Origin of the sequence: Pedomonas sp. V897 (assembly GCF_051304405.1) — a bacterium.
In the GTDB taxonomy this organism is placed as follows: domain Bacteria; phylum Pseudomonadota; class Alphaproteobacteria; order Sphingomonadales; family Sphingomonadaceae; genus Pedomonas.
The window spans coordinates 255,741-269,966 of the sequence record NZ_JBPPGG010000002.1 but is presented as its reverse complement, the minus strand read 5'-3'; the positions used below and the strand labels follow the sequence as shown (position 1 = coordinate 269,966).

Below are 14,226 nucleotides of genomic sequence, written 5' to 3'. Positions count from 1 at the left end.
GAGGCCAGGCACTAACTAGTCGCTTCAGCCTGCGTAAGGACTGGCCGTCCGCCCGTCAGACGCTGAAGGAGGAAAGGAGCACCCATGCGTCTTCGTTTTCATGCGTTCCTCGCCACTGCCCTCGCCCTGGGTTCGGTCGTCGGAACCGGCGTCATCGCCCCGGCAGCCCAGGCGCAGGAAGCGGTGAGCGCCAGTGCCGCCACCAGCTTCATCCAGACCCTTGCGGACGAGGCGTTCGCGGTGCTGCGGAACGAGTCGCTGACCCAGGCGCAGCGGGACCAGCAGTTCCGCCAGCTTCTTCAGAAAGGGTTCGCCCTCGACATCATCGGCAACGGCGTGCTGGGCGCTGCCCGCCGCACCGCCACGCCCGAGCAGCTCAAGTCCTTCCACGCCGTGTTCCCGGACTACGTGATCCGCATCTACTCCTCGCGGCTGACCGAGTACGGCAACTCCACCCTCAAGGTGACCGGCACCGCCCCGGCCCCGCGCGGCGACATCTATGTCCGCACCGTGGTGACCGGCCCCAAGGTCCAGCAGCCGATCCATGCCGACTGGCGTGTCCGCAACGTGGAGGGGCGCGGCCTCAAGGTGATCGACCTGTCGCTTGAGGGCGTCAGCATGGCCGTCACCCAGCGGGACGAGTTCAACGCCAAGATCCAGGCGCGCGGCCTCGATGGCCTGATCGCCGAGATGAAGGGCACGACCGGCGCGCCCGCGCCGGCGGCCGCCGCCAGCACGAAGAAATGAGCAGCCGGGTCGATCTGGCGGATGCCGCCTTCGTCCACCCGACCGCCCAGCTTTACGGGCGCGTGACGTTGGACGAAGGCGCGTCCGTCTGGCCCTATGTGGTGATGCGCTCCGAGACCGCGCACATCCGCATCGGCCGCTACACGAACATCCAGGACTTCGTGATGATCCACACCAGCCCCAATCTCCCCGTGGAGGTTGGGGCTTTCTGCTCCGTCACCCACCATGCGACGCTCCATGGCTGCCGCATTGGCGACAACTGCCTCATCGGCATCAACGCCACCGTCTATGACGGCGCCCGGGTGGGCAACAACTGCATCATCGGCCAGCACAGCTACGTGAAGGACGGCACGGTCATCCCGGACAATTCGATCGTCGTCGGCTCCCCCGCCCGGGTGATCCGCACGCAGAACAGCTGGATTTCCAATCGGCTCAATGCCCTTCTCTACCACCGCAACGCCCTTGCCTACGCCCGGGGCGAGCACCGCGCCTGGGACGGGCCGGACTTCGAGCGGTTCGTCGAGGAGACGCTGGAGCGGCTTCACCGGGAGTTCGAGGAACAGGAGCGGGGCAGCCATGCGCCGGCTTGAGGTTCAGGTGGACACCTTCCCCATCCGGGGCGCCTTCACCATTTCGCGCGGCAGCAAGACGAAGGCGGAGGTCATCACCGTCCGCCTGACTGAAGGGGCCGCAACCGGCTGGGCCGAGAGCGTGCCCTATGGCCGCTATGGCGAGACGCTGGAGAGCGTCGCCGCCCAGATCGAGGCCATCCGCCCCCGGCTGGAGGCCGGCTGCACCCGCGCCGAAGTCGGCCGCCTGCTGCCCGCCGGTGCCGCCCGCAACGCGGTGGACTGCGCCCTGTGGGATCTGGAGGCCCGCCAGAACGGCGTGCCCGTGTGGGAGCTGGCGGGGCTGCAGGAACCCCGGCCGGTCACCACCGCCTACACCCTCAGCCTCGGCACCCCCGAGGCCATGGCCGAGGCGGCCCGGCGTGCCCCGGGCACCGACCTTCTCAAGCTCAAGCTGGGCGGCGAGCAGGATCTGAACCGGCTGCGCGCCGTGCGCGAGGCCGCGCCCCACGCCCGGCTGATCGTCGATGCCAACGAGGGGTGGGACTTCGACACGCTGGAGCGGCTCGCGCCCCGCTGCGCCGAGCTGGGGGTGGTGCTGATCGAGCAGCCCCTGCCCGCGACCGCCGATCAGGTGCTGACCCGCGGCCGCTATCCGGTGAGCATCTGCGCCGACGAGTCCTGCCACACCGCCGCCGACATCGACCGGCTCGCCGACCGCTACGACGCGGTGAACATCAAGCTGGACAAGACCGGCGGCCTGACCGAGGCCCTCCACACCCTCGAGCGGGCCCGGAGCCATGACATGACCATCATGGTGGGGTGCATGGTGGGCTCGTCGCTGGCCATGGCGCCTGCGGTGCTGCTCACACCCTATGCAACGTTCGTGGATCTCGACGGACCGTTGCTGCTGGATGCAGACCGCACCCCTTCATTGTGCTATCAGCGCGGCCAGATCATCCCGGACCGGACCGGTCTTTGGGGTTGAAGCGCCTTGCGCCCCGAGCGGGGCCAACATTGCGCTTCCTGAAATGCGGGAACCTGAGTCTCGGAACGCCGCTCCGATTGCAAAAGAACAGGCGGTTCTCGAGACCTACGGAGCAGAGTAAATGACAAAGAACCTGATGCACCTGGTGTTTGGCGGGCGGGTGAAAGACCCGCAGGGCCTGGAATTCGAGGACCTGAACGCCGTTGATTTCGTCGGCATCTTCCCGGACTACGCCTCGGCCGAGAAGGCCTGGCGCGGCGCGGCCCAGCGCACCGTGGACGACGCCCAGATGAAGTACGTGATTGTCCACCTGCACCGGCTGCTGCAACCGGACGTCCCGGCCAGCCAAGGGTGACACCCGGGCGCACCGGCGCCTGAACAATCTCCGGGCGCACCGGCGCCCAACAAAAAGAGCTTGCGTCGATCCGCCTCGGGCAGATCTTCGCAAGCTCCGGGCCGGTTCACGCACCGGCACGCCGCGGCGCTGATGCCGTCAGCGCTTCTCCCGGCCGCCTCGTCACTGTGCGAAATGGCGGTCCAGCGCCATCTCGACAACCCTCGGCGACGGGCCGTAGGGGCCGATGTGCCCCACCAGAATCCGCCGCGCCTCGTCGCGGCTGCGGGCCGGAATGGTCTTGAGCAGCTGGCGGGCGACGCGCCCCAGCCCAGCCTGATCGATCGAACGGTTTGTCTTCATGTCCAGTCTCCCTTTTCTTGTTGTTGGACATTCTGCCTGCATCCCGTGACAGGCGTTTGACACCCCCTCAGCTCTCCGGCCGCCTGCGGCGCGTGAACGGCGCCGCCAGCACCAGCCCGGCCAGAAAACCGCCGATGTGCGCCCAGACGGCCACGCCGCCGGGGGAGCCGGTGTTGAACACCATCGCCACCATCAGCTGGATGCCGATCCAGGCGACAGCGAACCACAGCACGCGCAGCACCTGCCCCGGCACCCGGAAGCCCGCCAGCATGCGGGTTGCGACCCGGCTGCGGGAAAACAGCAGGGCATAGACGGCAAGGAGGCCAGAGATGGCCCCGCTCGCGCCGACCACGGGAATGGTGGACATGGGGTCCGCCAGCGTCTGGACAAGCCCCCCGGCCACGCCCGTCACCAGATAGAGCACGACCACCCGCCCTGTGCCGATGACCCACTCCACCGGGCGGCCGATGGCCCAGAGAAAGATCATGTTGGCCAGCAGGTGGACGAGCCCGGCGTGGAGGAACTGGGAGGTGACCAGCGTGATCGCCCCCGCGCCCGGCGTCAGCGTCAGGCGGGCGGGGATCAGCGACAGCGCGACGATCAACCCCTCGCTGACGCCGGACGGCATCAGGATGAGGAGCAATTCGATCATCACGCAGGCCAGGATGAGAAACCGGATTGCCGGCGCGGCGGGAAGCGAGGTCGAAACGGGTGTCACCCCCTATAGCTATGTCCGTACACGTCTCGCTTCAAGACCGGCCGATGGATCCCCCGTCTCCGGGATATCCTTCCCGCCGGCCCCGAGGCTGCCTGAAACAGGGAAATGCCGGGTCAGGCGGCGCGGACGCGGTCGAGGAAGCGCTCCACCTCGTCCCGCAGCATGGCGGCCTGCTGGTTGAGATCGGCCGCTGCCTTGAGGGACTCCTGCGCCGCCGCGCCGGTCGAATCGACGCCCTCGCGCACCTGGAGGATGCTGCTCACCACCTCCTGCGTGCCCAGAGCCGCCTGCTGGGTGTTGCGGGAGATCTCGAGGGTGGTCGCCGCCTGCTGCTCCACCGCCCCGGCCACGCTCGCGGACAGGGTGCTCACCTCGCGGATGATGTCCTGAATCTCGCGGATGGCGTCCACCGCCTCACCGGTCACCGACTGGATCGAGCGGATCTGCTGGTCGATCTCCTCGGTCGCCTGGGCGGTCTGGTTGGCCAGCGCCTTCACCTCCGACGCCACGACGGCAAAGCCGCGCCCGGCCTCGCCGGCGCGCGCCGCCTCGATGGTGGCGTTGAGAGCCAGCAGGTTGGTCTGCTCGGCAATGCTCTGAATGATCCCGACCACCTCGCCGATGCGGCGGGCGTCGCCCGCGAGGCCCGCGACGATCTCGTCCGTGCGCTGGGCCCGCTCCACCGCCCGCTTGGCAATGGCGGTGGACGAGGCCATCTGCGACGAGACCTCGTTGATCGAGAGGGACATTTCCTCGGTCGCGGCGGCCACCGTCGCCACGTTCTGGCTCGCCTGCTCCGAGGTCGCCGCCACGTTGGCCGCAACCATCACGCTGTTCTGCGCCGCCTCGGAGGCGAGCCGCGCCCCATCCTCGATGCGCCGCGCCGTCTGGAAGACCACCTCCACCACCCGCTTCACGCTGGTCTCGAAGTGGTCCGCCATCTCGGCCAGCACGCGCCGCTTCTCCGCCTCGGCCTCCAGCCGCTCCTGCTCCCGCTGCCGGCGGCGCTCTTCCTCCACCGCCCGCTCCCGCTCTTCGGCCTCGCGCCGGGCTGCCTCGCGAGCTTCCTGCTCGGCCCGCAACTGCTCCATGGCGATGGCGTTGTCCTTGAACACCTGCACCGCCTGCGCCATCTCGCCGATCTCGTCGCCGCGGTTGAGGGCGCCCAGTTCAATGGCGCGGTCGCCCTTGGCCAGACGCCGCATGGCCTCGGCCATGGCGCGGATGGGATTGACGATGAAATTGAGCGCCAGCAGCGCCGCCAGAATTGCAAGGCCGATCCCCGCCACGCTGGCGAGGGCGGACTGGGTCAGCATCAGCACCACCCGGTCGATGGTGGATTGCGCGGCCTCCTCCTGCCGCGCCACCAGCGCGTTGCGGAGGGCGTCCGTGCTCTGCTCGAACGCCGGGCCGGTCTCGGTCAGGATCCTGTTCACATCCGCATTGCGTGCCTCGACCAGGCGCACCAGCGCGTCGAAGCTCTTGTCGTAGGTGACGAGGTTGGCAATCACCTGATCCGCCTGCGCCACCAGCGAGCGGGACGACAGCACGCCGAACAGCTGGTTGAGCGCATCCTCGAGGTTGAGGAGGTCCTGCTTCGCCGCCTCCGCATCCTCCCGCCGCCCCTCGGAGAGGAAGCGGTTCACGTCGATGCGCATCTGCATGTAGAGGTCGAGCGCCCGGCCGGCGAAGTAGGCGGCGCGGGTGTCGCCGCTGCGGTAGGAGGCCGTCATGATGGTGCGCAGGGAGTCCGCGATCGCCGGCCCCAGCGTCTGGATGCTGGCCTGACTTTCCTGCTGGATCTGCGCCTGGCTGGCGGCGATCCGGCCGAAGGCGTCGTGGAAGGCGGCCAGATGCTCCCCGGTCTGGCGCAGCCGCTCCTCCTGCCCCAGCTGGGCGAGGGTCTCGGCCACGTTCTGAAGCTCCGCCTGCGCGCGCTCCAGCTTGCCCCTCACCTCCTCGGCGGTCTCCGCATCCGGGCTGATGACGTATTGCTTGATGCGGTCCAGCGCCATCAGCGCCTCCAGCTCCGCCGTGCCGAGCTTGACGGTCCGGGCCGACAGGCCTGCCAGTTCCTCGACGTTCCGGCGGGTGGAGAAACTCGCGTAGGCCGTGAAGCCGGCAAGGCAGATGATCACGGCGACGATGACGCTGTAGGTGAGGAACAGTTTGCGCGGGACGCTCAGATCCCGCAGCCAGGCAACGGCCGCGCTCAGTCCGCGTCCACGCATTTCGACTTGATCATTTGATCTAGTCATGTCCCCCTGACCCCCGCCTTTTGTCTGGGGAACAATGATCTAGTAGCGACCGGTTTATAATTTATGAAAGGCCCATTAGCCATTCCGCGCAAAAAAAACGGGCCGCACCGCGAGGGATGCGACCCGTCTGTATCACCTGATGCCGGGAGGGCGCCGCAGCCCCCTCCGACGCCGGATCATTTGAATTCGAGCTTGGAAATCTCGTAGTACTTCTCGCCCGACGGCGTGACCACTTCCACCTCGTCACCGACCTTGCGGCCGATCAGCGCCTTGCCCAGCGGCGACGAATAGGAGATGCGGCCCAGCTTGATATCGGCCTCGTAGGGGCCGACGATCTGGTAGACCACTTCCTTGTCGTCCTCGTCCAGAAGCGTAACGGTCGCGCCGAACACCACCTTGTCGCCGGACAGGCGGGTGGGATCGATCACCTGAGCGCGGCTCAGGCGATCCTCGAGTTCGGCGATGTGGGCCTCAACCTGACCCTGCCGCTCCTTGGCCGCATGGTATTCGGCGTTTTCCGAAAGGTCGCCGTGTGCGCGCGCTTCCTCGATCGCCTCGACAATCGCCGGTCGCTCCACGGTCTTCAGGCGATGCAGTTCCGCCTGCAACGCCTCAAACCCTTCCGCCAGCATGGGGAATTTCTCAAGGGTGGCCATCCTTCACGCTCCTCATGGCTCACACAAAGAAAAAGACACCTGCGGGCGGCATATCCCCACCGCCCGCGGCGTCGCTCGAATCCTCAAGACCGGCTCGTCCGGTCCCCCTTTCGGTCCTTATGAATAGTAGGACTGGAGGGATTGCACATCAAGGGTACGCTGACGCAAAGCCTGGATTGATTTCACGGCGGCGGCGGAGGCCGCTGCGGTGGTGAAATACGGGACCTTGCTGTAGAGCGTGGTGGTGCGGATGGAGTGGCTGTCCTTCAGCGCCTGCGCGCCTTCGGTGGTGTTGAACACCAGCTGCACCTTGCCGTCCTTCAGCGCGTCCACGATGTGCGGACGGCCCTGGGCCACCTTGTTCACGTAGCCCACGTCGAGCCCCTGTTCCTTCAGGTAGGCGGCCGTGCCACCCGTGGCGATGACCTTGAAGCCCATCTCCAGAAGCTGGCGCACCGGCTCCACCATGGCGGGCTTGTCGCGGTCCTTCACCGACACGAACACCGTGCCCTCCAGCGGCAGCTTGACGCCCGCGCCCAGCTGGCTCTTGGCAAAGGCCTGGCCGAAGTCCGTATCGAGGCCCATGACCTCGCCCGTCGACTTCATCTCCGGGCCGAGCACCGGGTCGACGCCGGGGAAGCGGGTGAACGGGAACACCGCTTCCTTCACCGCGATGTGCTTCAGCGGCTTGTCCTGGAGGTTGAAGGACGCAAGGCTCTCGCCCGCCATGATGCGCGCCGCGATCTTGGCGATCGGCATGCCGATGGTCTTGGCGACGAACGGCACGGTGCGCGAGGCGCGCGGGTTCACCTCGATGAGGTAGATCACGCCGTCCTTCACCGCATACTGCACGTTCATCAGGCCGCGCACCTTGAGGGCCAGGGCCAGCTTGCGGGTCTCTTCCTTCAGCTCGGCCACGATCTCCTGCGGCAGGCTGTAGGGCGGCAGCGAGCAGGCCGAGTCGCCCGAGTGGACGCCTGCCTCCTCGATGTGCTGCATCACGCCCGCCACGAACACGTCGGTGCCGTCGGCCAGCGCGTCCACGTCCACCTCGATGGCGTCGCGCAGGTACTGGTCGATCAGGACCGGGGAGTCGCCCGACACCTGCACCGCCTCGCGGATGTAGGTCTCCAGCTGGGCCGTCGAGTCCACGATCTCCATGGCGCGGCCGCCCAGCACGTAGGACGGGCGGATCAGCACCGGGTAGCCGATGCGCTCGGCGACCTGGATCGCCTCCTCACGCGAGCGGGCGATGCCGTTGGCCGGCTGGCGCAGACCCAGCTCCTCGACGAGGGCGGCGAAGCGCTCGCGGTCCTCGGCCAGGTCGATTGCGTCCGGCGAGGTGCCGAGAATGGGGATGCCCGCGTCCTCCAGCGCTTGGGCGAGCTTGAGCGGCGTCTGGCCGCCGAACTGCACGATCACGCCCTTGAGGGTGCCCTTCTTCTGCTCCACCCGCAGCAGCTCGATCACGTCCTCCTGCGTCAGCGGCTCGAAGTAGAGGCGGTCGGAGGTGTCGTAGTCGGTGGAGACCGTCTCCGGGTTGCAGTTGACCATGATGGTCTCGTAGCCGGCGTCGGTCAGCGCGAAGCAGGCGTGGCAGCAGCAGTAGTCGAACTCGATGCCCTGGCCGATGCGGTTCGGGCCGCCGCCCAGAATGGCGATCTTCTGCGCCTCGGTCGGGTTGGCCTCGCACTCCGGCTCCCCGAACACGGGTGCCTCGTAGGTGGAGTACATGTACGGGGTCTGGGCCTCGAACTCGGCGGCGCAGGTGTCGATGCGCTTGAACACCGGGGTCACGCCCTGGGCGCGGCGCAGCGCGGCCACTTCGCTCTCCGTCCTGCCCGTCAGCCTGGCGAGGCGGCGGTCGGAGAAGCCCATGGCCTTCAGCCGGCGCAGGGCTTGCGGGTCCTGCGGCAGGCCCTTCGCCTTCACCTCGGCTTCCGCCTCGACGATCTCGGCAATCTGGCGCAGGAACCAGGGCTCGTAGTGGGTAATGGCGTTGATCTGCTCGACGGTGAAGCCCTCGCGCAGCGCCTGGGCGATCACCAGCAGGCGATCGGGCGTCGGGCGGGCCAGCGCCGTCTCCAGCGCCTCGCGGCTGTTGCCGTCGATGTCCACCTCGTTGAAGCCGTCAAGGCCGGTCTCGAGGCCGCGCAGGGCCTTCTGCACCGACTCCTTGAAGCAGCGGCCGATGGCCATCACCTCGCCCACCGACTTCATGGCGGTGGTGAGCAGCGGCTCGGTGCCCTTGAACTTCTCGAAGGCGAAGCGCGGGATCTTGGTGACCACGTAGTCGATGGTCGGCTCGAAAGACGCCGGGGTCACGCCGGTGATGTCGTTCATGATCTCGTCGAGCGTGTAGCCCACGGCCAGCTTGGCCGCCACCTTGGCGATGGGGAAGCCGGTGGCCTTGGACGCCAGCGCCGAGGAGCGCGACACGCGCGGGTTCATCTCGATGACCACCAGGCGGCCGTTCTGCGGGTTGACCGCGAACTGCACGTTGGAGCCGCCGGTCTCGACGCCGATCTCGCGCAGCACCGCGATCGAGGCGTTGCGCATGATCTGGTATTCCTTGTCGGTCAGCGTCAGCGCCGGCGCGACGGTGATGGAGTCACCGGTGTGGATGCCCATCGGGTCGATGTTCTCGATGGAGCAGATGATGATGGCGTTGTCGTTGCGGTCGCGCACGACTTCCATCTCGTATTCTTTCCAGCCGAGCAGCGACTCCTCGATCAGCACCTCGGTGGTGGGCGAGGCCTCAAGGCCGCCGGTGACGATCTGGATGAACTCGTCCTTGTTGTAGGCGACGCCGCCGCCGGTGCCGCCCAGGGTGAACGACGGGCGGATGATGGCCGGAAGGCCAACATATTCAAGGGCTTCCAGCGCTTCCTCAAGGCTGTGCGCGATGCGCGAGCGCGCCGATTCCAGCCCGATCTTGTCCATGGCGTCGCGGAACTTCTGGCGGTCCTCCGCCTTGTCGATCGCCTCCGCGTCCGCGCCGATCAGCTCGACGCCGAACTTCTCCAGCGTGCCGTCGCGGGCGAGCGCCAGCGCCGTGTTGAGCGCGGTCTGGCCGCCCATGGTGGGCAGCACCGCGTCCGGGCGCTCCTTCTCGATGATGCGGGCCACGATCTCGGGGGTGATCGGCTCGATGTAGGTCGCGTCCGCCAGCTCCGGGTCGGTCATGATCGTCGCCGGGTTGGAGTTGACCAGAATGATGCGATACCCCTCCTCCTTCAGCGCCTTGCACGCCTGCGTGCCGGAGTAGTCGAATTCGCACGCCTGGCCGATCACGATGGGGCCGGCGCCGATGATCATGATGGAGGAGATGTCGGTACGTTTTGGCATAACCGTTTATGATCCTGCTTGGGTGCCGCCGTCCACCCCCGCCTCCGGCCGGCTGTGGACCAGCCGCAGAGAGGGGGTAGCCGCGGGTTGCAGCGAAAGGGAGGGGCTGAGCTGAGGCGTGGCGTGCTCGCCGAGCAGCCCGGCGTAGTAGCTGAAAAGGCAGAGGCGCCGTCCGGCGGGGTCCGGCATGGCCATGTCCGACCCACGGCCGCGCGACCAGGCGTCAGCCGCCTGCCCGCGTCGCCGCAAGGTCTTCCCGGACGTCCCGCCGCGGTCCATCGTCAGCGATCCATCAGGTCCATGAACCGCTGGAACAGATAGAAGCTGTCCTGCGGACCGGGGGAAGCCTCGGGATGGTGCTGCACGGAGAAGACCGGCTTGTCCAGGTAGCGCAGGCCGCACAGCGTGCCGTCGAACAGCGAGATGTGCGTCGGCTTCACGTTCTCCGGCAGCGACTTGGGATCGACCGCGAAACCGTGGTTCATCACCGTGATCTCGACCTTGCCGGTCTCCAGATCCTTCACCGGGTGGTTCGCGCCGCGATGGCCCTGGTGCATCTTGAAGGTCTCGCCGCCCGCGGCAATGCCCAGCAGCTGGTGGCCGAGGCAGATGCCGAACATGGGCTTGCCCGTCTCCAGCAGCTTGCGGATCACCGGCACCGCGTATTCGCCGGTCGCCGCCGGGTCGCCCGGACCGTTGGAGAGGAACACGCCGTCCGGGTTGTGCGACATGATCTCCTCGAACGTGGCGTCGCCCGGCACCACCGTGATCTTCGCGCCCGTGGACGCCAGGTTGCGCAGGATGTTGCGCTTGATGCCGTAGTCGATGGCAACCACGTGCTTGCGCGGCGCGGTCTGCCGGCCGTAGCCCTTGCCGAGCTGCCACAGGGTCTCGTCGGCCTGGTAGGTCTGGCGCGCCCAGACTTCCTTGGCCAGATCCATGCCCTTGAGGCCCGGCCAGGCCCTGGCCTTGGCGATCAGCGCCTCCACGTCGAACCTGCCCTCGGGGTTGTGGGCAATGACGCCGTTCGGCGCGCCGTGGATGCGGATGTAGCGGGTCAGGCGCCGGGTATCGACGCCGGCGATGCCGATGAGGCCGTAGGACTTGAGCCAGTCATCGAAGGTGCGCTCGGCCCGGAAGTTGGCCTCCGGCGTGATCGGCTCGCGCATGACGCAACCAAGGGCGAAGGGCGTGATCGCCTCCACGTCCTCCTGGTTCGCACCCACGTTACCAATATGCGGGAAGGTAAAGGTGATGATCTGCCCGGCGTAGGAGGGATCGGTCATGATCTCCTGATAGCCGGTCATCGCCGTATTGAAGCATACCTCGCCCACCTTTTCGCCAGACGCGCCGAAACCCTGGCCCCAGAACAGGGTGCCATCGGCAAGGGCGAGAACGGCAGTGGCTCCAATGGGCGCGTCGGTGGGTTTGGCAGCGGCAGGAACAGTCACCGGGCACCTCTCATACTCAAAGCGTTGTCAGGGTTCGCCCGACCGTCCGGGTCCGGGCAAATTGCGGCGTCTCTATTGACCTGGAGCCCCTGTGTCAAGGAAAAGGACAAATAAAAATTGCCCTTTATAATCAAAGGCTTAGCCAAAAGTTTTTGGTTGAAAACCGGGTCAACCATCGCTATGCTCTGCTTTTCCCAACATTGTCAGGACTCCGCTCGCATGATCCGCGATGCCATCAAGCAAGCGCTCGTTGAGGCCATGAAGGCCAAGGATACCCAGACCGTTGCCACTCTCCGCATGGCGCAGGCCGCCATCAAGAACCGGGATATCGAGCTGCGCACCGGCGAGGCGCCCGCCAACGACGATGCTCTGGTCATCGACGTTCTGACCAAGATGGTCAAGCAGCGCCGCGAGTCGGTGGAGATGTACGAAAAGGGCGGGCGGGCCGAACTGGCCGAAGCGGAGCGGGGTGAAATCGCCGTTCTGGAGCGATTCCTGCCCCGGGCCATGTCCGATGAAGAAGCCCAAAAGGTAATCAGTGCCCTGGTCGCCGAACTCGGCGCCTCCTCTCCGAAAGATATGGGGCGCGTGATGGGCGCTCTCAAGGAACGTTACGCCGGTCAGATCGACATGGGCAAGGCCGGACCGATGGTGAAGGCCGCCCTCGCGGGCTGAACCGTCGGCGTCCCCTTCCCTTGCGGCATGACCCCTTCTCCCCACATTCAGGAGAAGATGCTGCCAGGCGGGGATGCGGCAGGCGTGCGGCCTCCCCCGGGCCGGACGCCTTCGGGCGCCAAGGTTCGGCCGGTGCCGGCCGCAAATCCGGCATCGACCGTGAATTCCGGTATCGACCGTGAATATTGAGAGAGTTGAACCGTTTCCCTTGGGTCGTGTTCCGCTCTAGGATCGTGGCTCCATGACCATCTCGCCCGCCTTCCTCGATGAAATCCGCGCCCGGGTTCCGGTGAGCGCGGTCGTTGGGCGCAAGGTGAAGCTGCAGCGCGCCGGCCGCGAGTGGAAAGGGTGCTGCCCCTTCCACAACGAAAAGACGCCCAGCTTCTACGTCAATGACGAGAAGGCCTTCTATCACTGCTTCGGCTGCGGCGCGCACGGGGACGTGATCCGCTTCCTCTGCGAGGCGGAGGGGCGCACCTTTCCCGAGGCGGTGGAGCAGCTGGCGGGCGAAGCGGGCCTGCCCATGCCGCGCGAGACCCAGGCCAGCCGCGCCCAGCAGGAGCGGCTGAAGGGCCTGGTGGACGTGATGGCGGCGGCGCAGGCGTGGTTTGCCGAGCAGCTGCACGGCATCGCCGGGGCGGAGGCGCGGCAGTACCTCCAGCGGCGCGGCCTTCTGCCCGAGACCGTCCGCCGCTTCGGCCTCGGCTTCGCGCCGGACAAGCGCGACGCGCTCAAGACCGCGCTGCTGGCCAAGGGGGCAAGCGAGGCCCTGCTGGTCGAGGCCGGGCTCCTCATCGCCGTCGAGGAGCGCGCCTCCTACGACCGGTTCCGCAACCGGCTGATATTCCCGATTCGCGATGGCCGCGGGCGAATCATCGCCTTTGGCGGGCGCATCCTCGGCGAGGGCCAGCCCAAGTACCTCAACTCGCCCGACACGCCCCTCTTCGACAAGGGCCGCACCCTCTACAACCTCGACCTCGCCGCGCCGCCCGCGCGCAAGACGGGCAGCCTGTTCGTGGTCGAGGGGTACATGGACGTCATCACCCTCGCCCAGGCGGGGCTGGACGCGGCGGTCGCGCCGCTCGGCACTGCCCTCACCGAGGAGCACCTGCGCCGCCTGTGGCGAATCACCCCCGAGCCGATTCTCTGCTTCGATGGTGATTCGGCCGGTCAACGCGCGGCGATTCGCGCGGCCCACCGCGCCCTGCCCCTCCTGGAGGCGGGCCGGAGCCTGCGCTTCGTCACCCTGCCCGAAGGACAGGACCCGGACGACCTGGTGCGCGGCGGCGGGGCCGGTGCGCTGACCGCCCTCGCCGGCAAGGCCGAGCCGCTCGTTGATCTGCTGTGGCGCTCGGAAGTGGAGACGGCGCAGCTGACCACGCCCGAGGGCCGGGCCGCCCTGCGCCAGAGCCTACTCGGCCGCGCCGCCGCCATTGCGGACCGCACCGTGCAGGACCTCTACCGTCGGGAATTCCTCAATCGTTTCGACACGTTAACAGGACGCGGCGCCCAGCAGACCTGGCGCGAGCGCCCGCAGGAGAACACCGCCGGCTGGCGCGGCCGCGGCCGGTTCCAGCCAGGCCCGCCGCCGGTCCGGCAGGAGACTCGGGTCAGCCTCCAGCAGATCCGCAATCCCAAGATTCCCCCCTCCACCGAACACGAAATCGTTCTCGGTTTGCTGGAACACCCCGAGTGGCTCGATCGTTACCACGAGGAAATCGAGCGGTTCCCCTATGTGGACCCCGAAATGGCACGGCTCGTCGGGCACATGCTCGAGGCATCGATTCGCGTGCCTGACCTTGACAAGACCCGACTCGACCACACATTAACCGCAGATGGGTTTGGGCGGGTGCTTGCAGGACTCCGGACACGGAAAAAACAGTATTCATTCTCACGCGGGGAAACGAACCCGGAACAGGCGGAAGCGGATTTCGTCCATGTCTTGCATGCCGTAACACGACTTTATGCGCTGGATGCGGAATTGGCTGAAGCGAATGCGGCCATTCAGCTGGATGACAACGAGACCCTTCTCCGCCCGATGCGAATCGCGCAGGAACGTGCAACAATCGAACGTGAGCTGTTAGATCTGGCAGCCAGCGGGCCGGCACTAAGGACTTGA

General features: G+C 67.1%; 12 protein-coding genes. 6 read left to right on the top strand and 6 right to left on the bottom strand.

Translation table 11 applies throughout. The features are described from left to right. Window positions 1-84 precede the first annotated feature (84 nt). From ACSJJU_RS07270 to ACSJJU_RS07255, 4 genes are all read left to right on the top strand, one after another. A complete protein-coding gene (locus tag ACSJJU_RS07270) occupies window positions 85-747 on the top strand; it encodes an MlaC/ttg2D family ABC transporter substrate-binding protein (RefSeq protein ID WP_435914660.1) in 663 nt (220 codons plus the stop codon). Next, the gene (locus ACSJJU_RS07265) at window positions 744-1,337 is read left to right on the top strand and encodes a gamma carbonic anhydrase family protein (RefSeq protein WP_435914659.1); all 594 of its coding nucleotides are present in this window, start codon (window positions 744-746) and stop codon (window positions 1,335-1,337) included. Before ACSJJU_RS07270 ends, ACSJJU_RS07265 begins: the two co-directional genes overlap by 4 nt. Then, window positions 1,324-2,304, top strand: coding sequence for an N-acetyl-D-Glu racemase DgcA (gene dgcA / locus ACSJJU_RS07260; protein WP_435914658.1), 981 nt, complete (start codon window positions 1,324-1,326; stop codon window positions 2,302-2,304). Before ACSJJU_RS07265 ends, dgcA begins: the two co-directional genes overlap by 14 nt. A 121-nt stretch (window positions 2,305-2,425) precedes the next feature. Further along, complete coding sequence (locus tag ACSJJU_RS07255; protein WP_435914657.1) at window positions 2,426-2,659, top strand: DUF4170 domain-containing protein; 234 nt, start codon at window positions 2,426-2,428, stop codon at window positions 2,657-2,659. A 162-nt stretch (window positions 2,660-2,821) separates the two neighbouring features. Here ACSJJU_RS07255 and ACSJJU_RS07250 read toward each other — a convergent pair whose 3' ends face one another. The 6 genes from ACSJJU_RS07250 to carA all read right to left on the bottom strand — a co-directional run bounded on the left by ACSJJU_RS07250 (window position 2,822) and on the right by carA (window position 11,432). Continuing rightward, on the bottom strand, window positions 2,822-3,001 hold the full coding sequence (locus ACSJJU_RS07250; RefSeq protein WP_435914656.1) for a hypothetical protein: 180 nt from the start codon (window positions 2,999-3,001) through the stop codon (window positions 2,822-2,824). Between the two features lie 67 nt (window positions 3,002-3,068). After that, on the bottom strand, window positions 3,069-3,719 hold the full coding sequence (locus ACSJJU_RS07245; protein ID WP_435914655.1) for a rhomboid family intramembrane serine protease: 651 nt from the start codon (window positions 3,717-3,719) through the stop codon (window positions 3,069-3,071). Window positions 3,720-3,832: 113 nt separating this feature from the next. Then, window positions 3,833-5,950, bottom strand: a complete 2,118-nt coding sequence (locus ACSJJU_RS07240) for a methyl-accepting chemotaxis protein (protein ID WP_435914654.1) — start codon at window positions 5,948-5,950, stop codon at window positions 3,833-3,835. Window positions 5,951-6,153: 203 nt separating this feature from the next. After that, a complete protein-coding gene (greA, locus tag ACSJJU_RS07235) occupies window positions 6,154-6,633 on the bottom strand; it encodes a transcription elongation factor GreA (protein ID WP_435914653.1) in 480 nt (159 codons plus the stop codon). Window positions 6,634-6,750: 117 nt separating this feature from the next. Next, complete coding sequence (gene carB, locus ACSJJU_RS07230) at window positions 6,751-9,981, bottom strand: carbamoyl-phosphate synthase large subunit (RefSeq protein WP_435914652.1); 3,231 nt, start codon at window positions 9,979-9,981, stop codon at window positions 6,751-6,753. 281 nt (window positions 9,982-10,262) lie between these two features. After that, window positions 10,263-11,432, bottom strand: coding sequence for a glutamine-hydrolyzing carbamoyl-phosphate synthase small subunit (carA, locus tag ACSJJU_RS07225; protein ID WP_435914651.1), 1,170 nt, complete (start codon window positions 11,430-11,432; stop codon window positions 10,263-10,265). A gap of 219 nt (window positions 11,433-11,651) precedes the next feature. Here carA and ACSJJU_RS07220 point away from each other — a divergent pair, with 219 nt between their 5' ends. Together ACSJJU_RS07220 and dnaG are read left to right on the top strand one after the other, a co-directional pair. Further along, a complete protein-coding gene (locus tag ACSJJU_RS07220; protein ID WP_435914650.1) occupies window positions 11,652-12,107 on the top strand; it encodes a GatB/YqeY domain-containing protein in 456 nt (151 codons plus the stop codon). 241 nt (window positions 12,108-12,348) lie between these two features. Then, entirely contained in the window at window positions 12,349-14,226 is a 1,878-nt protein-coding gene (gene dnaG / locus ACSJJU_RS07215; RefSeq protein WP_435914649.1) for a DNA primase, read from the top strand.

Coding starts and splice junctions, on each gene's coding strand:
- ACSJJU_RS07270 (WP_435914660.1), top strand. CDS start 85: ATGCGTCTTCGTTTTCATGCGTTCCTCGCCACTGCCCTCGCCCTGGGT.
- ACSJJU_RS07265 (WP_435914659.1), top strand. CDS start 744: ATGAGCAGCCGGGTCGATCTGGCGGATGCCGCCTTCGTCCACCCGACC.
- dgcA (WP_435914658.1), top strand. CDS start 1,324: ATGCGCCGGCTTGAGGTTCAGGTGGACACCTTCCCCATCCGGGGCGCC.
- ACSJJU_RS07255 (WP_435914657.1), top strand. CDS start 2,426: ATGACAAAGAACCTGATGCACCTGGTGTTTGGCGGGCGGGTGAAAGAC.
- ACSJJU_RS07250 (WP_435914656.1), bottom strand. CDS start 3,001: ATGAAGACAAACCGTTCGATCGATCAGGCTGGGCTGGGGCGCGTCGCC.
- ACSJJU_RS07240 (WP_435914654.1), bottom strand. CDS start 5,950: ATGCGTGGACGCGGACTGAGCGCGGCCGTTGCCTGGCTGCGGGATCTG.
- greA (WP_435914653.1), bottom strand. CDS start 6,633: ATGGCCACCCTTGAGAAATTCCCCATGCTGGCGGAAGGGTTTGAGGCG.
- carB (WP_435914652.1), bottom strand. CDS start 9,981: ATGCCAAAACGTACCGACATCTCCTCCATCATGATCATCGGCGCCGGC.
- ACSJJU_RS07220 (WP_435914650.1), top strand. CDS start 11,652: ATGATCCGCGATGCCATCAAGCAAGCGCTCGTTGAGGCCATGAAGGCC.
- dnaG (WP_435914649.1), top strand. CDS start 12,349: ATGACCATCTCGCCCGCCTTCCTCGATGAAATCCGCGCCCGGGTTCCG.